We start from the raw sequence: 16,456 nt of genomic DNA, 5'->3' as shown, positions 1-16,456 counted from the left end.
ATGACTAAGATTGGCCATCATCAGGCAAAGAGCGAACTAAACAAACAATTGGCTAAACAATGGAGCCGCTAACACCATAGCTATGCCGGTAAATATCATGGTAAGACTGGCGACAACCCCCTCCTCCTCCCCGATTTCAGATGCTTTCGCGGCGCCGACGCCGTGAGCCGATGCCCCCAGTGCCGCGCCCTTACCCAGAGATGTGTTGATTTTTGCCAGCCTAAAAATGGGCTCACAAATCATCATGCCCAATACTCCGGTAAGTAAAACCAGCATGGCCGTCAGCTCAGGCACACCACCAAAACTCGACGTGGCCTCCATGGCAAAAGGTGTAGATACGAAGCGGACCAAGACACTCTTAGATAACTCGGGTGGCAGCGAGACTAACTTAGACAGGCCCCAGGACGAGATCAATCCCAAGAAGAGGCCGACGACCACACCGATGGAGAGCGTGAGTGGATATTTGGCAATTAAGTGCCGCTCGCGATAGATGGGTACGGCGAAGGCGATGACCGCAGGCGTCAACATCAAGGTCAACAGATGACTAAATTGAAAATAGCTAGCTAAGGGGATATCCAGCAACAGCACCAGAGAGATAATCCCTAGCGGAGCCAGCATGATGGGTGACAACCACCAGAATTTAAATTTTCCATAAGCATATTTAGCCCCCGTGTAACACACGAGTGTCATCACTAAACTGAAAATGCCTACCAAGACCGAGCCTGTACCTTCGAAAATAGACATGAGTTAATCTTCCATACCGGATGCCAGCAGAGCCTGAGCACGCTGACGATTCATTCTACGCTCGAAACGAAAAACACGGTCGACCACAAACCCGGTCCCCACCAACACAAATACCGTTCCCAGCACTAACATCACCATCAATTGCACACCGTAATTCTCAAATAAGCTTTGATATTTAATCACAGAGACCACAGGGGGGATAAAAAACAGTAGCAGCTCGGCGATCAACCAGGCCGAGCCTAAGCTAACCCTATGTTCGGGAATTGTCTTGGTCAGTAAGAGTAGCAGGACTATGGCCAGGCCTATGACGCTTCCGGGGATAGGCAAATCAAAGTATTGCTCGGCTTGTACGCAGATGACGGCCAACAGACAAAACAGGCTCACCTGCACCAAGGTCTGTAGCATGAGCCTCAGCTTGCCATTGCGCTTACTCGCTAAAGAGGCCTTAGCATGATCCCCACGAGTGAAGCTGGAATTGGGTTCACTCTGGTGAGTGACTCTTGAAACTGGCATAGGTCAATAAACTCATTCATTAGCAGTAGTACAAGTTTAAACTTGCACTATTGATAAAAAAAATGAATATTAATCATAGAATACATTCCCTAAGGTTATACAAATGGATCTACGTGTTATTCGTTATCTGATTGAGATTGTCGACTCCGGTGGCTTTGCCAAAGCCTCCGCGAAGGTGCACATTACTCAACCCGCTCTATCCAAGGCGATTCAACAACTAGAACATGAACTTGACGTCACTCTGCTCAAACGCGGCAAACGAGGGACTCGAGTCAAGCTCACCCCCGCCGGAGAGCTGGTCTACCGTCATGGGCAAACCTTACTGGCTAACAAGCAAGCCTTACTCAATGAACTCGCCGCTCAACGCGGACTAACCTCGGGTCAGTTAAAACTCGGTCTGGCTCCACTGGGTAGCGCCGAGCTTTTCGCACCGGTTATCGCCAAGTACCGCGACACTTATCCTAAGATCGAGATGGAGCTGTTAGTCCGTGGCTCGGTAGAACAAAAAGAGGCCTTGATTAGAGGGGAGATAGAGCTAGCCACTGGCATCATAGCGTTCGACAAGGAGTTTGAAGGCATCCTGGTTCGTGATGAGCCTATGGTCGTCATCTTGCCTAAACATCACGTCCTAGCCAGTGAGAAGTCCCTAAGACTCGAACAGATCGCCGAAGAACCACAGATCATGTTCGAAGCCGGATTTTCCCTCTATAGCATGGTCTTAGACAGCTGTAAGCAAGCGGGTTTTACGCCGAAAAACATCACTCGGATCAGTCAGGCGGAATTTGGTATCGCCTTAGTCGCCGCAGGCGCGGGCAATATGTTGCTGCCTAAGATGATCGCCGAGCGTCACAGGGTAGCCGGAGTCGCCTCCGTGCCACTTGTCGGCTCAGACTTGAGGTGGCAAATGTCGCTATTTTGGCGAAAGGAGCAGGCTCTCTCTTTTGCAGCGCAAGCCATGATTGAGATGATAAAACCAACAAGCCCAGTTTAAACGGGGCTTGTTTATATCAGATGGCAAAACAGCATAAATCGCTGGGCAAGTCATTTCAGCAATGCTATTAATCACTATGTCTGCCACTGGGATATCGTGTCTCTTTTTGAACCCCAGACATCAGCAACAGGGCTAATGCCCCGGCAATCACACCGAAAATAGTATTGAGTAAGCTAGGCGTGAGAAATGATAATACTGGCCCGATAATAGTGAGTTGGCCTGCCAGAGCGGCGGCTGTTTCAATCTGTACACTGATCCAATGCAAGCCATGGGTCAGAATTCCGCCTCCCACCATAAACATAGCGATGGTGCCGACTATGGTCAGTCCACGCATTAAATAGGGAGCAGCGTTAACCAATTTTGCGCCGAACCAACGGCCAAAACGAGTCAAGAGACCTTCACCTTTTCTCCGGCTCAGGTACAAGCCAGCATCATCCATCTTGACGATTCCAGCCACCAAGCCGTAAACCCCTATGGTCATCACCAGAGCAATCACAGAAAGCGTCACCACTTGAGTAAGAAAGCTACTTTCGGCGACGACCCCTAAGGTGATGGCGATGATCTCGGCGGAGAGCACGAAATCGGTACGAATGGCACCTTTGACCTTCTTGGCTTCGTATTCTCTGAGATCATCAATTTGCGGCAGTTCATCATCCATGTCATGAGCCGCACCGCCTTGGGCTAAAGCGGCGGCTTTGTTCTTGCGTGTCTCATAGGTGTGATGCAGCTTCTCGAAGCCTTCGAAACAGAGAAACAACCCACCAAACATCAGCAGAGGCGTCACTGCCCAAGGGATAAAGGCGCTGATCAATAGCGCAGCTGGCACCAGGATGCACTTATTACGCAACGAGCCCATCGCCACAGCCCAGACGACCGGCAACTCCCTATCGGCACTGACTCCTGAGACTTGTTGGGCATTGAGAGCTAAATCGTCGCCCAGCACCCCAGCGGTCTTCTTGGCGGCTATTTTGCTCATCAAGGCCACATCATCCAAGATGGCGGCAATATCATCTAACAGCGTTAACAGGCTAGCTCCAGCCATAAAGTGTCCTTCCCTTTCCTTATCCTAAATACTGCAAACCCGTTGCAGAACTCATACATGCTTGCTTAAATCACTACCCGAGTCACATAAAAATTCTAGCTTCGGCAAATCGAGCATTTTGACGTGGCTCGGGTATAATGACCTCAGAATTTTAAAACTCCTTATAGGAAACGACCATGACACAAGATGAGATGAAGAAAGCCGCTGGTTGGGCTGCGCTACAGTACGTTGAAAAAGATACTATAGTTGGCGTCGGCACAGGCTCTACCGTTAATCACTTTATCGATGCTCTCGCGACCATGAAGGCCGATATCGAAGGGGCTGTTTCTAGCTCTGCAGCGTCTACCGAAAAGATGAAAGCACTGGGTATTCCGGTCTACGATCTCAATTCTGTCAATGAGCTTTCTGTGTATGTCGATGGTGCCGATGAGATCAACGAACGCATGGACATGATCAAGGGCGGCGGCGCCGCGCTGACTCGTGAGAAGATCATCGCAGCCGTAGCCGAAAAGTTTATCTGTATCGTAGATAACACTAAGCAGGTCGCTATCTTAGGCGAGTTTCCACTGCCAGTAGAAGTGATCCCTATGGCTCGCTCATACGTGGCACGCCAACTGGTCAAGCTAGGCGGCGATCCGGTTTACCGTGAAGGTTGTCTCACCGACAACGGCAACATCATCTTAGATGTGTACAACATGAAGATCATGAAGCCAAAAGAGCTCGAAGAGCAGATCAATCAAATCGTCGGCGTAGTGACTAACGGTTTGTTCGCTAACCGCGGTGCAGATGTCTTGTTAGTGGGTACACCAGAAGGGGTTAAAACGGTTAAGTAGACCGTTTTATTGCTTCTCAGAAGTGACTAGGTTTCTAGGTACTAGAGCCTAGGAACTTGTTTAGCTAAGCCACTCTTTTAACGGGTGGCTTTTTTGTGTCTTCATTTTGGGTGACTCGGACTGGAAAGCTTGCTGTACGGCATAGCTTCATTGTTATCTATCGCCTTCCCAGCGGGGATTGTGCGCTCTTTATTTTAAGAAGGTTCTGCGAGACGCTGGCTCTTGATTTCATAAGAGTCATCCCTATACGCTCTGCGGTTTCAAACAACGTCCATGTTTAAATGCCAGTTCGATATCCCTATCTCTCGTTCGGAAAGTTTCACTAAGTGAAACCTCACCCTGAAACCGAAGTCCACAGCCGCATCTGCACTTGTTGTTCTAAAAGCAAGTTACCTTATTCGCTACGACCCCTTTGTCGTAAACCAAACAGAAAACAGCAACAAGAACAGAAAGCTAGGGCAAACACAGAGTTTTATATTTCAATTAGAAATATGTGATGGAGCTATTGAAACCCACATTAAAAGTAGGTTAATGTGTGAGCAGTTAGGGAAACGCAGGGCAAACTCTTACATCAACAAGGGAACGCCATTCAGGGAAGAAAAAGCCAATCATTAGCTTGTATCAGTGACCACATGCAAGCACCAAGTGATAAAGTTTACTCTGACCCTAATTTTATATTAATTGTGCATACGCGTTAATAAAATATGTGCGCATGCGCACTATACAGCTGTTAGTTTTACAAAATCATCGTTGGTAGCTACTCGTAACTATTAGCAGTCTAAGTTCACATTTATTTAAATTATTATCAAGGAAGTAAAATGAAGTATTCGTTAATTTTGTTAATTTTCGTTTCGGCAATCACTGTAGCTAAATCACAATCCGAAGTGTGTGATTCAAAGTACAAATCTAAATACGATGTTGAAACCTGCATTAATAACGTTGTTAATGAAAAGCGTAGAGAGTTAAAAGTAGTTCTATCTGAAGTTAATGCAATAGTTGTCGCACAAGAGGAATATCATATTTCTCCAGGTCTAAGTAAAGAATTCAAAATTGAGCAGGAGTCATTTCAAAACTATATGAATTCTCATTGTTCTCTTTACCTAGGTGCAATAGGTGCGAATATGGGAACAGGTTCAGCTATATTTAGCTTGAAATGTGAAGAGATAATATTAAGTCAACGAATTGAAGCATTGCGTATCATTACGAAGTAAAACTAACGAAGATAAAGGGTTAGAACCTGATGGATCCCCTCGAATTTAATAGCATGCTTGTGGATCCCTAACTAATCTTTTCAGTGACGAAATAGCTGTTCGCCAAAGATAAAGAGGATAAAGGGGTCAAAACCTGAGGGAACCCCACTGTTTATAGCCAAGACACCCACGATTGTTAATCATGGGTCTTGATTAATCCGTTATAAACCAAACAGAACAAGAACAGAAAGCTAGGGAAAAACACAGAGTTTCATACTTCTATTATAAATATGTGATGGAGATATTAAATTCACTATTGTAAGCAAGAGTAAAAGTAGGTTAATGTGTGTGCAGTTAGGGACACTCAGGGCAAACTCTTACATCAACAAGGGAACGCCATTCAGGGAAGAAAAAGCCAATCATTAGCTTGTATCAGTGACCACATGCAAGCACCGAGTGATAAAAAAGATAGGACAGCCATATATTTTGTGCTTTAGAGCATCCTCTACTAACCTTTACGTTACCTCAACTCAGTTTATTCCGGATAGCGACTATGACTTCAGCTTGACGTACCTGATTGTTAGGGCGATAGCGACCCAGAATCGACTCCGTTTTACCACATAATAAATCGTTGTGTTAGAAGGGCTTTCCTCTGCGGCGAAGATAAATTGATAGGAAAAAGTTTCGAGCATAGACGCGGCTGGATTGTCGTAACCGTTCACCAGCCCCTTATTGACACGATCAATTGATGATCAATAAGGTTTGGTCATATCGCTATTGAACGATCTCTTTGCCGTGTCAAAATAGCTTCATGAAAAAGAAAAAACAATTCGCAACAGAGCCGCCTACGGTTGCTGAACTCGGTGAAAACAAAGCAAACTTACTCATTCAAGAACTGTGGGAAAAGTTACGTGAATATGAAGACCGCCTAGCATTGAGCTCTAGAAACTCATCCAAATCACCATCCTCTGACTCCCCTGCGGATAAGGCTGAGCGAAAAAAGCTCAAACGCCTCGTAGTGGAAATAAGGTTGGCGCTCAACCTGGACATACGGGGCATAAAAGACCATTAGCGGAACTCAGCGCAACCGATGAGCAAGTCGCTTGCTTACCCGATTCATGTTGTTCTGATTGTGGTGGCGAGGTCATTGCCAACCCGACTCCAAGCTATCGTCATCAGGTATTTGAATTACCTAAACCTGCACTTGATATAACTGAATACCAGTTATTTCACGGGCGTTGTCAGCAGTGCAACACCGTGAGCAAAGGAGCCTTGCCTGAAGAGGCTCCCGATGGTCAGATGGGGCCACGATTGCTCAGTTACGTGGCTGTGCTCAGTGGCTTGTATCACCTGAGCGTACGTAAAATTCAACGTTTACTGCAAGACCAATACGGGACTCATTTCTCTATCGGTCTGATTTCTGAAGCGCAAGGGCGAGTCAGTAGTATGCTGACGCCGACACACCAAGCTCTGCATCAACACATAAAAAAAGCGTCATTAGTGCATGTTGACGAGACGACGCACAATCGTAATGGTGAAGAGCATACCCGCTGGGTCTGGTTGTTATCGAGTGAGGATGCCGTATTCCAACAGGTGAAATATTTTCGTAATAAGGATGCAGCCAAATCGATATTAGGCGAGCATACCCAAGCGATTGTCGTGAGTGACCAATGTCCCAGCTACAACTGGATTGAGCCCGAACGGCATCAATTTTGCCTTGCCCATGTGCAGCGTAATTTACAACAAATGGCCGATTATTCAGGTAAGGGGCTTACCGCGAGTATCGGCAATCGACTGGTATTGCTATTCAAGTCCGTATTTCGCACTCAACATAGATATGAAGCCGGTGACGTTGACGAAATAATGTGGCGTCGGCGAATGCAACGACTAAGGCGCAATATTAAGCGCTGGCTTGAGTGCGGGGAAAATGTGCCCGCTTCACGCTACTCAGGCCGATGCCGGCATATTCTCAAATATGAGCAAGGTTTATGGGTTTTTCTCAATCACCCAGGGACACCTTTGACCAATAACGAAGCCGAGCGTTGTTTGCGTGGCAGCGTGATCATGCGCAAGATCTGCTATGGCACCAGTTCAGATAGGGGTGAGAAGTTTCGATCTCGGATCCTCTCAGTCGTTGAAACGTGCAAGAAGCGCAAGTTATCCCCGATAACAGTGATCAGCACTATCATTGCGGGCGTGGTGGGTAAATGCGACTACCCAGACGTATTTGGACTAACCTCAGCTTAGTCAATCCCCCTCTGGTGAATGCTTACGGATTGTCGGCTCCCCTTGGAATCTAAGGTTAAGGCTCTGCCTGCTATCTTTTGTATCGATGTCTGTGCCTATGCGGTGATGAATAATCACTATCATCTCGTGCTGAAAATTGACCTTGATAAAGCGAGTTCGCTGTCTAATCGCGAGATAATTGAGCTTTGGTGTAAGGTGACTAAAGGACATGATGTAGCGACTCAATCAGGTATCCCATTTCATTTCTGTGATTACCTACAACTTATCGATTGGACTGGCAGAGCCATTAGGCCTGATAAAAAAGGTTTTATTGACTCAACCCAGCCTAAATTACTCAATGAACTTGGCATAGCGCCCGAGGCTTGGATAACCTCAGCGAAAGAGTTTCGCCGCCAATACAGTGGTATTAGTGGTCGTTGGGATGCTATGTGTGCTTTCAAAAAGCAGCATAACTGTGGGCTATGGTGTAAAGGCAAAGCCAGCAGTAATGCACTTCATCCATCTCCTTAGCAAGGTCTTCGCGGCTGAAGCCGGAAGCTAATGCCGCCCATCGTCTAGCAAAAGTTGAGCTCGAACGCGTTCAACAGGCTATCGCTGATGATCCATTTATAAGGTTAATCTAGACAGAGCACAAAGTGGCTATAGACGGAGTTTAGCCATGGTTGATGTGGTGACACAGAACCTGCAAAAATCTCAAGATGCACTCGATTACACTGAACTCAAAGCGCCGTTTAGTGGCGTTATTGGTTCAAAATCACAGCCAGAATTTGAACAAACCTCACCCGGGACCTCATTGTTTTCGCTGCATCAACCTAACCAATTGAAAGCGGTGATTGATGTGCCAGAGAATTTAATGAGTCAATTGGTGCTTGATCAACTAGTGTTGGTTAATTGGCACGGAGCCAAGACCAGTTTAAACGCAAGACTCAGTTCGGTGGCTACCTTGGCCGATCCGATTAAACAGACTTATACGGTTGAATTTATCATCGATCAGGTCACGAATGCATTGCCAGGAAAAGCGGTCAATGTCATAAAAGAGGGCATCGTCCTTGAAAAGGCGGTAACGCTTGAGGCGCTGCGCAGTAACAGCGTTTGCTTGAGTGGCGAACTGCACACGGGGATGCCATTGTGACCGCAGGTGTGCATTACCTTAAGCCAGAGCAAATGGTTGCCAACACCTTAGTTAAAGCATTTAGCTATTAGGAGTTATGATGGATTTAGCTGAATTTGCGATTAAACAGCGTCTATTTGTGCTGTTCTTTAGTGTGATTGTTGACGTGACTTCCTACTTTGAACTTGGCAAATTAGAAGATCCAACCTTTACGGTAAAAAGTGCTGTGGTTGTGACGCTTTACCCTGGAGCATCTGCGAAACAGAACGAGCAGCAAGTGACCGATAAAATAGAGACCAAGTTGCAAGAGATGGGCTCTATGTGGAAGCTGTGTTCTTTGTCTCGGCCTGGTAGTTCGATGATTTTTATCGATCTCAAAGAATCGACCAACTTTTAAATCCATTGACGATATCAAAGCACTGAGTATCCAAGGCGGGTTCGGTGGTAACAGTACGGGATTGCTTCTACTCGGTGATATTGCAGATGTCAGTTTAGGTTATCAAACGCCTGCGATGACATTAAGTCGATTCACGGAAAAAATAGCATTTTGTTAGCCGCAACACTTTTTATATTTTTTACCACTGCCACATGAACAAGGATCATTACGGTTCGGGGTTTTGTCGAACCTAGTGGTAGTTGGCTTGTTTATAACCGCGTTAAGATCATTGATATTTTCATCAATAGCACTATCTACAGTAATCTCGGCAAATAATCCATTATCAGCAACTAACGCCGCTACCTCTTTTTTTCTCTCATCACTGTTAACTACTAGCGATAATGGCTGCATTTCTGTACCAAGCTTAACGATACGCTTAGTATTATAACCACTTATTACATGATTTTCTCTGGTGTAGATACGCCCTTTGTAATACAGATCGTGCACGATGAACTCCGCTAATTAAATACTAGATTTTAGCGCGGAAGTATAACGTAAAACGTTAAATAGTCGACTGTTGAATTAAGGAACTTGCTGCTTGTCTGCCTTTTAACTACAAGCAGAGAAAAATAATACCTTTTGGCTCATGGGAGATAAAAACAGCTCCATAAACCAAACAAGATAAAGGGGTCAGAACCTGGCGAATCCCCACAAAAAAAAAGAAAACAGCCACCCATGGCTAATCAACAACAGACAGTGCCCCCTTGTCAAAGTAGAAGTGCGTCACTCATTTTTAGTTATTGGTTTAAGGTGATTATGCCCTGTCCCAGAAGAACACAAGTCAAAGCCGCGATTAACAACCAATGCACCATTTCCTAACTTCCTCACTTCCTCAACCAAGAGTGTTATTGACGCTGGAATACTACAGGGGTAAAATTATGGCCTTCTAATTTTGAGGTTAACCATGCAATTCAAGCAAATCATAAGTGTTGAAATGGCTAATACCACCGATATATTGTCAGTGTCATTTGGTAAGGAAATTGAAGTCGTCAGCAATGATGGTTCCAGAGTGACAGACTACTGGCAGGAAGTCGCTTATCTAGTATTGCTCGATGGTAAAGCCGTGGATGATGGTCATACAAGATCTAATGCGAATGAAGTAGCGAAAAAATGGCAAATAGACGATGATTTGCGATTAACAGGACTTGGCACACACTCAAACAAGCGTTACTGGCAATTACCTATTAAGCTGCAGCGACAGATTAGAACATTTGGCAGTGTGTTACCTTCACTCGCGCCTTAAGAACGTTAAAGGATCGCACCTCAGTTTCTCTCAAGATACTCAAGAACATATAGTTGAAAGCCCCGATACCTCACGGTATCGGGGCTTTTTTGTTTGCAAACAGATAAAGGGGTCAGCCACTGACCCCACTTGTTCATATATGTCTTCGTTATTTGGTTTGGAGCTCGAAGAAGTGGTGAAACAACACAGCCCATTAAGTCGACTGTGTTAGAAGTTGATAAATTAATTTACAGGTTCTATTTTTTTGAGTAGATGTCTTCGATAACCAATTTGATTTCTGTGCTGGTAAATTGCTGGCGATTTAATTGCTTCTCTATTGCTCTATATGTCGACGGACTTCTTTGCACTGCTGTTGAAAATAGTTCCCCAACGAACGCTTTTGAGCTCACTGGCTGCTGAGCACTCCATTGTATTAATGCGACAGCAGCTTCGTATTGCCCCATGGTTGCTAGGGTATTTAATGAGGCAATCGATAGATCGCTTTGAGCATCCCTAGTGTTGATGAGTCGCTGCAACTGAGGCACTAGGCGCTCATTAGTTATATTGCTCATACTCGCCATTGCTATCGGAGATTTATCGTTAGCGGCATCAACTTGAGCAACTAAAAAATCCAAGTGTTGCTCTGCTGCATTTTTAGCTATTCCATTCGCGACATCAGCCAAAAATTGATTGTCACTGGACATAGTCTTAAAGCTCGCCTCCAACTGATCAATATGTGCTACTGATTGAGCAATTTGTTGCAGTGACTTCTTTGCTACATAAATTGCATTGGAATCAGTAATTGTTTCGTTTCCGAGCGTCTTAAGAAGCAAACTAACCGACTCTTCGGTGTTAATGACGGCAAGCAAGCTCAATAAATATTCTTGGTTTCTAGTGTTGAGATTGCTATCTACCACTTCGAGTAATTGTTTGAACTCTTCATAAACCTGCAGATTAGGCGTCTTCCTTAAAGAATCTATTAATTGTTTTTCAAACTCAATATTTACCTCACCTTTGGCAAGAAGCTCTTTCATTTTTATCCAATTTGCATAAGTTACTGCTGGCGAAAGCACTGTATTTTGGGTGTGTTTGTTGTCTGGAGAGTTTATTGGCTTTGCCTCAATATTTACGCCTTCAACTTGCGCTGATGCCGGAGACTCATGGCTGATGGCTTCATTCACTCGTGACATATCTGCGGCAGTTTGAGTATGGCTTTGGATTTGGCTCCCAGTACCAGTGGAAAAATAGATTGCCACAAGTACTGCACAGCCAGTCAAAGCAATGGTGAATTGCTTCTTCATATTAATTACTCACTCCAGCCAATGGCGATGCGAACCGATTCAAACATAGAGTGCAGATCAGTAATTTGGTCTGTTTGCTCGGTATGGATCACATTATAGCTGTTGTTAGTTAGAGAAAAATCTATGTTACGCCCATGCGGGACCAGTAAATTACTGAGTTGTTGGCTATAAGATGGCACTATCCCATCACCAATATAGCTTTCTCGAGACTGACCTTGCTCCATATAACGTAAGGTGCTTGGGTGTGGGTGGTCACCACCGAACCATTGCCCATATTCATAAAGGTCATAGTCACCACGAGGAGAGATATCTTCAGCTAGTATGCCAAATTTTGTACCTCTGTAGCTTAGTTGGGCTGTAATGATATTTTCTAGCTCTAAGATATTGTCATTTAGAACAGTTATTTCACTAGATTCTGGTGATAAAAATTCGATACTAGGAGCCCTTAAATCCATTAGGTTTTTGCTGGAATACCACCTTTCACCAGCAACCATTTTAACGACTTCCCAGTTATCTTCACACATGCCCCCATCGTTCTCATAGCTACGTTGAGGCAAGCAGTTAAGCTCCATAAAACGATAGAAACGTCCCAGCGGTGAGCCTTGGTGCGGTGTGCCTGTTGTGACTAACGCCTTCACATAATCTTTGTGTTTTGAATCTGGATTTTGTAAATAGGATCTTGCTGCAAGTCCGCCACGACTATGCCCTAGTAGAACAATTTCGGTATCGATCCCGAGTTTATCGACAATCTTATCAATGGCGATTTCAACTTCCGTGCCTAACAGTTCAAAACGAGAAAAGTCACCGTTACAACCTAATGCAGAAATACAGGTTTTACCATCAAGCCCTTTAGAGCTCAAGTTTGTGTCACGATCATAACCACCAAAGCTGAGTCTAAAACAAGACTCGCCGTTGCTGTTAACTTGAGGAAGAGTATCTATCTCGTCATGGATATTAAGTATGTCGCATGACTTTGAATAAAAACTGTCATCATCGACTAGGTTATCCCAAGTGCCGGCGTCTGATGCGAGCCCGTGTAGCAACAAGCTGACTTTATTAACAACGATTTCATCTAATACAGCTTGTAAGCGGTAGTTAGAATCTTCCTGCGCTGCAACAGCAATATAATGGATCTGACCTTGTTTAAGTCTTTGCAGACATTTTTCAGCACTTTGATAGCTGTTGTTAGAACGGCAGTCGTAATCAAATTTGGTCGGAAGCGTATCTTGTTTTACATATAGATCTAAGTCGCCAGTGAGTTGCGACAAGCTAACATTTAGCAGAATGTCTTCAGGCGTCTCTAACTTATAGTAATGCCATTGCTCAGATAGGAGAGTCTCGAATTTAGCTTGAGATAAGATTAACTCACTTGGAGACTGTGCTGTATGGCGATCAAAATCATAAGGGTGAGTGTCTTGCTCGTTTGGAATATTATCCCCATCAATATCGCTATCGTCACTATCAGCGACACCGTCAATATCAGTATCTAGCTCTAGCGTTCTAAATGAATTTCTGGCTACACCCTTAAACTCATTTATATCACTCTGTATATTGGCATAATTAGTAATATCCGCATTAAAGTCGCCTTGCTTAAGAGCTACATCTGCGAGTTGTTGCGGAGATACAGGGAAGACATTTAGGCGAACTAAATCAGCGGCAATCAAAGTCATACGACTATCTTTAGTGGCAATAAAATCGGTTAATAGCCTACTGCCCGATACCTGTAATTGACTCGACACTACAGCGATAGCTGCGCTTTTAGTCAGCCCTGACTTCATCTTAAGATAAACAAGAGTAGAAAAAGGGGTGACTATCCGTTCCCCAGCAGGAGCTGCGAGGGTGAAACTATTAGTTATCCGTCTATCTAGGCCATTATCGAATGTGACCGATTGTTTTGCTTCAACAAAAATAGCGTAATCTTTAGCAGTAAGCGTATTAGGAATACTGAGTATCGCCTTGCCTTTGGCGTCAGTTGTTGCTGTAGGGTTTGATGAAACATATTGCCCACTGTTTTGGGTATCTAACCAGGCTGTAGCGTTCTCTAAATACCCATCAATTGCCGTAATATTATAACTTGAGTAAATAATAACAGGGGCTGGATCCGATGAATCACCATCTCCACCACAAGCGGTTAGCAGAAAAAAAGAACATAAACTCAGCAATCTTATTATTGTCATCCGTTGACTCCATAAAAACAAAAAACTAGTCCCATTTTTATTCTTAATAAAATGGCATTAGCCATCATTTAAAAAATTTGCAAAGATACTACCACGTGTAACGTCATAATAAAGAGGAGACAGCCATATCTTTTGTCTTTTCAACAAAATATAAAGGGTCAAGATAAAGCAGATAAAGGGGTCAGAACACATTAGCTTTTAGCTCTTTTGATTATTCTGGCTTTATTGGATGACCTGGTTTTAGGTGGCCGAATCTTATGTTTAGATGGGGTGCGGTGTTAGGCAGGCAATCTTTCTGCCTGCACCATGATATTGATAACTTGACCAAGTGTATTCGCTGGGATGTTCAACCATGTTGGCTCTGACTGGATTCAGTTCAATGTAGCGTTGGCAAGCCATAAAGTAAGATTCACTATCTATGAGGCATAGATACGAGGTTTTCTTGGCATATCCGGTCCTTGGATAATGTGGAATGTGAAAAGCATTAAGTATAGACGAAAGTAGCTATTAGCTCTGACCCCTTTGCAGCTATGCTACACTTATAAGTGGCTAAGATTGTCCCTGCAGGAGGTATAAAGTGGCCATCGCAATTACACTTAGTGAGTATTTGTCAAAAAAAAATGTTACATATGAATTAGTGAAGCATAAACATACCGACGCTTCGCTAGACTCTTCAACATCTGCCCATATCCCCTCATCCCACATGTCTAAACCCGTTGTCTTAGTTAACAAATCAGGAGAACACATCATGGCAATTGTGTCTGCTGGCAATAGGCTGTCACTGCCAAGATTGAATGATATAACCGGACAAGAATATAGCTTAGTTAGCGAACAAAAATTGGGTGAGCTTTTCCCCGATTGTGACAGAGGTGCGATCCCCGCAATGGGTGAGGCGTACCAGATGAAGATGCTTGTTGATGATTCCCTGTTAGCGACCGAGCATGTTTACATAGAAGCCGGTGACCATGATCATTTAATCAAGGTACCACACAAACAGTATGTAAATATGCTAGATAAAACACCCCATGGTGACATTTCCGGCAAGCGAATAGGCATATCTAGATCGGCGAGAAGATACCAGCGAGATTGGCGATTGTGATCTCATTCCATATGAGTATCGGCTCGAGTCCAAGCCTAGTCACACTTTGAAATAGAACACCGAGTTAAGCTCGGTGTTTGACATTTTGAGGTCGTATCAAATCAAAAAAATGACAGGGATATGCCAAGGTTTAGCTAGATAAGTTTACTGTTAATTCAGGACAGAGTTGCAAGCTAGATGCTGAATCACCATGTTATTGATTAGTCATGGGGCCCAATTTAATACCATTCCGAGTAAGTATCGGATCATTCAACGGGAGTTCAAAGCACTGTAGGCAAGACGGATGTTTGAAGCTAATAGTTATTCTCGGCAACAAGCTCCTGCGTTGCTCTCGATAATTGCTCCGGCATTATTCTACCTTCACCCGTCCATGGGCTCGTACCTCCTGCATCTGACCTCCAGGGTCTTAAGCGTTCCATACGCTTTCAAGACATTTCCCATATCCCTATGGGTCAGGGAAATGTCATATTTTGTATGGAACAAAATAGACCATGCAGTCGTATATCGAGAACATTCAACGTAGCATAAAGGGCTTTGCCCTTTTCTTTAAACATCAGCCGCACTGCGTGAGAGTCTCTGAACTGACCAGATACTTATATGGAATGGTATAACAATGCCGATCCGGCTCTGAAGGTGTATAGTGCGGCCAGTATTTCTCACTAAATAGACCAACGATATGCTCGGCTACTACCTACATTCAATCAATGCCCAACAGGCGCTGGAAGCTATCGCTAAAGAACTGTCCTGCGTCCGGCTCTCTACTGACCTAAATCTTTCGGAACGGGACTTTTCCTTAAGTGATCAGAGCCTGGTACTCGACGATGATAATCGACTTTCCATTGCCGATCTCAAAAAGATAGCCAAGAAGACACAGAGGATCTACCTCTGCAGCGATGGAGATATGGTTCCGCTTGAAGACCGCAGCTATGGCTACTACAAGCTCGTTCCCACATCTGGCGCACCTCTGCTAGAAATTAGCGGCGTCAAGATGCACATTTCCAAGGGAACCGACCCTTTTGTTAGTGCCTCTGAGATGGCTAAACAGGCGGTGAGCAAGGGCGACAAGGTACTGGACTGCTGCAGCGGACTGGGCTATGCGGCCATCGCAGCCCACCGACTAGGTGCAAGCGAAGTGCTCACCATAGAGTTGAGCCCGGAGGTAATAGGGCTGCGCGCGCAGAACCCTTGGTCAAACGATTTGGGCAAAGAGGGGATTGTGCAACGTCAGGGCAATAGCTTTGAGCTGATCACCACAATGCCTGCGATTTCCTTCGATGCTGTGGTTCACGATCCACCGCGTTTTTCCCTCGCCGGCGAGCTCTATAGCGAAGAGTTCTACCGGGAGATCTTCCGCGTGCTGCGCCCAGGCGGACGGCTTTTTCATTACACTGGCAATCCACACGTAGTAAAGAAGGGCAGCAGTTTTGTCGATGGCGTCATCCGCCGACTCAAAGCGGCCGGCTTCAGGCAGGTGAAAAAAGTCGAGCATCTGATGGGCGTCAGTGCGCAGAAATAATACCCCTCGGTATAAGACACAACCAAACCAAGAA

Annotated in this window: 16 protein-coding genes and 1 pseudogene; 11 read left to right on the top strand and 6 right to left on the bottom strand. The window is 44.8% G+C overall.

Annotation, left to right across the window (positions count from 1 at the left end):
• Positions 1-36: 36 nt before the first annotated feature.
• Both KT99_RS08875 and KT99_RS08870 read right to left on the bottom strand, forming a co-directional pair.
• On the bottom strand, positions 37-744 hold the full coding sequence (locus KT99_RS08875) for an LrgB family protein (protein WP_005499124.1): 708 nt from the start codon (positions 742-744) through the stop codon (positions 37-39).
• A 3-nt stretch (positions 745-747) separates the two neighbouring features.
• The gene (locus tag KT99_RS08870; RefSeq protein ID WP_050774341.1) at positions 748-1,149 is read right to left on the bottom strand and encodes a CidA/LrgA family protein; all 402 of its coding nucleotides are present in this window, start codon (positions 1,147-1,149) and stop codon (positions 748-750) included.
• Positions 1,150-1,360: 211 nt separating this feature from the next.
• Between KT99_RS08870 and KT99_RS08865 the strand changes: the two genes are divergently transcribed.
• Positions 1,361-2,248, top strand: coding sequence for a LysR family transcriptional regulator (locus KT99_RS08865; RefSeq protein WP_005499122.1), 888 nt, complete (start codon positions 1,361-1,363; stop codon positions 2,246-2,248).
• A 67-nt stretch (positions 2,249-2,315) separates the two neighbouring features.
• On the opposite strand, the gene KT99_RS08860 is transcribed toward KT99_RS08865, so the two are convergent.
• Entirely contained in the window at positions 2,316-3,290 is a 975-nt protein-coding gene (locus KT99_RS08860) for a DUF808 domain-containing protein (RefSeq protein ID WP_005499121.1), read from the bottom strand.
• A gap of 176 nt (positions 3,291-3,466) precedes the next feature.
• Between KT99_RS08860 and rpiA the strand changes: the two genes are divergently transcribed.
• The 7 genes and pseudogenes from rpiA (at position 3,467) to KT99_RS08825 (ending at position 9,068) form a co-directional block, all read left to right on the top strand.
• Positions 3,467-4,123: a ribose-5-phosphate isomerase RpiA gene (rpiA, locus tag KT99_RS08855; RefSeq protein WP_005499120.1), complete on the top strand. Its 657-nt coding sequence runs from the start codon at positions 3,467-3,469 to the stop codon at positions 4,121-4,123.
• An 818-nt stretch (positions 4,124-4,941) separates the two neighbouring features.
• Entirely contained in the window at positions 4,942-5,334 is a 393-nt protein-coding gene (locus KT99_RS08850; protein ID WP_005499119.1) for a lysozyme inhibitor LprI family protein, read from the top strand.
• A 599-nt stretch (positions 5,335-5,933) separates the two neighbouring features.
• Positions 5,934-6,023 (top strand): annotated as a pseudogene (locus KT99_RS23555) (transposase); the annotation flags it as partial.
• Positions 6,024-6,124: 101 nt separating this feature from the next.
• Positions 6,125-7,560 (top strand): IS66-like element ISSbe3 family transposase gene (locus tag KT99_RS08840; RefSeq protein ID WP_086017581.1). Its coding sequence is split into 2 segments (ribosomal slippage): positions 6,125-6,317 and positions 6,317-7,560, totalling 1,437 coding nucleotides; the frame shifts between segments, so codons are not numbered across the junction.
• Positions 7,561-7,602: 42 nt separating this feature from the next.
• Positions 7,603-8,070, top strand: coding sequence for a hypothetical protein (locus tag KT99_RS08835; protein WP_050774339.1), 468 nt, complete (start codon positions 7,603-7,605; stop codon positions 8,068-8,070).
• A 148-nt stretch (positions 8,071-8,218) separates the two neighbouring features.
• Positions 8,219-8,692 (top strand): efflux RND transporter periplasmic adaptor subunit, encoded by a 474-nt coding sequence (locus KT99_RS08830; protein WP_005499117.1) that lies wholly within the window; start codon positions 8,219-8,221, stop codon positions 8,690-8,692.
• 79 nt (positions 8,693-8,771) lie between these two features.
• Positions 8,772-9,068: an efflux RND transporter permease subunit gene (locus KT99_RS08825; protein ID WP_040571779.1), complete on the top strand. Its 297-nt coding sequence runs from the start codon at positions 8,772-8,774 to the stop codon at positions 9,066-9,068.
• 153 nt (positions 9,069-9,221) lie between these two features.
• On the opposite strand, the gene KT99_RS08820 is transcribed toward KT99_RS08825, so the two are convergent.
• Complete coding sequence (locus KT99_RS08820; RefSeq protein ID WP_005499115.1) at positions 9,222-9,554, bottom strand: PBPRA1643 family SWIM/SEC-C metal-binding motif protein; 333 nt, start codon at positions 9,552-9,554, stop codon at positions 9,222-9,224.
• A gap of 457 nt (positions 9,555-10,011) precedes the next feature.
• Between KT99_RS08820 and KT99_RS08815 the strand changes: the two genes are divergently transcribed.
• On the top strand, positions 10,012-10,350 hold the full coding sequence (locus KT99_RS08815) for a hypothetical protein (RefSeq protein ID WP_005499113.1): 339 nt from the start codon (positions 10,012-10,014) through the stop codon (positions 10,348-10,350).
• A gap of 236 nt (positions 10,351-10,586) precedes the next feature.
• Here KT99_RS08815 and KT99_RS08810 read toward each other — a convergent pair whose 3' ends face one another.
• Both KT99_RS08810 and KT99_RS08805 read right to left on the bottom strand, forming a co-directional pair.
• A complete protein-coding gene (locus KT99_RS08810) occupies positions 10,587-11,630 on the bottom strand; it encodes a hypothetical protein (RefSeq protein WP_005499112.1) in 1,044 nt (347 codons plus the stop codon).
• 5 nt (positions 11,631-11,635) lie between these two features.
• Entirely contained in the window at positions 11,636-13,828 is a 2,193-nt protein-coding gene (locus tag KT99_RS08805) for an alpha/beta fold hydrolase (protein WP_232504274.1), read from the bottom strand.
• Between the two features lie 556 nt (positions 13,829-14,384).
• On the opposite strand from KT99_RS08805, the gene KT99_RS08800 reads away from it, so the two are divergent.
• Both KT99_RS08800 and KT99_RS08795 read left to right on the top strand, forming a co-directional pair.
• Complete coding sequence (locus KT99_RS08800) at positions 14,385-14,906, top strand: aminoacyl-tRNA deacylase (RefSeq protein ID WP_040571777.1); 522 nt, start codon at positions 14,385-14,387, stop codon at positions 14,904-14,906.
• Positions 14,907-15,582: 676 nt separating this feature from the next.
• Positions 15,583-16,422: a class I SAM-dependent methyltransferase gene (locus KT99_RS08795; RefSeq protein WP_005499109.1), complete on the top strand. Its 840-nt coding sequence runs from the start codon at positions 15,583-15,585 to the stop codon at positions 16,420-16,422.
• Positions 16,423-16,456: the final 34 nt, after the last annotated feature.

The sequence above is a fragment of the Shewanella benthica KT99 genome (genome assembly GCF_000172075.1).
Lineage (GTDB): Bacteria > Pseudomonadota > Gammaproteobacteria > Enterobacterales > Shewanellaceae > Shewanella > Shewanella benthica_A.
The sequence above is the reverse complement of the archived record's forward strand: the minus strand, read 5'-3'. Positions and strand labels throughout refer to the sequence as shown.

What these genes read in the sequence shown, in the direction of transcription:
- KT99_RS08875 (WP_005499124.1), bottom strand. Translation starts at nt 744, where the DNA reads ATGTCTATTTTCGAAGGTACAGGCTCGGTCTTGGTAGGCATTTTCAGT.
- KT99_RS08870 (WP_050774341.1), bottom strand. Translation starts at nt 1,149, where the DNA reads ATGCTACAGACCTTGGTGCAGGTGAGCCTGTTTTGTCTGTTGGCCGTC.
- KT99_RS08865 (WP_005499122.1), top strand. Translation starts at nt 1,361, where the DNA reads ATGGATCTACGTGTTATTCGTTATCTGATTGAGATTGTCGACTCCGGT.
- KT99_RS08860 (WP_005499121.1), bottom strand. Translation starts at nt 3,290, where the DNA reads ATGGCTGGAGCTAGCCTGTTAACGCTGTTAGATGATATTGCCGCCATC.
- rpiA (WP_005499120.1), top strand. Translation starts at nt 3,467, where the DNA reads ATGACACAAGATGAGATGAAGAAAGCCGCTGGTTGGGCTGCGCTACAG.
- KT99_RS08850 (WP_005499119.1), top strand. Translation starts at nt 4,942, where the DNA reads ATGAAGTATTCGTTAATTTTGTTAATTTTCGTTTCGGCAATCACTGTA.
- KT99_RS08830 (WP_005499117.1), top strand. Translation starts at nt 8,219, where the DNA reads ATGGTTGATGTGGTGACACAGAACCTGCAAAAATCTCAAGATGCACTC.
- KT99_RS08825 (WP_040571779.1), top strand. Translation starts at nt 8,772, where the DNA reads ATGGATTTAGCTGAATTTGCGATTAAACAGCGTCTATTTGTGCTGTTC.
- KT99_RS08815 (WP_005499113.1), top strand. Translation starts at nt 10,012, where the DNA reads ATGCAATTCAAGCAAATCATAAGTGTTGAAATGGCTAATACCACCGAT.
- KT99_RS08810 (WP_005499112.1), bottom strand. Translation starts at nt 11,630, where the DNA reads ATGAAGAAGCAATTCACCATTGCTTTGACTGGCTGTGCAGTACTTGTG.
- KT99_RS08795 (WP_005499109.1), top strand. Translation starts at nt 15,583, where the DNA reads ATGCTCGGCTACTACCTACATTCAATCAATGCCCAACAGGCGCTGGAA.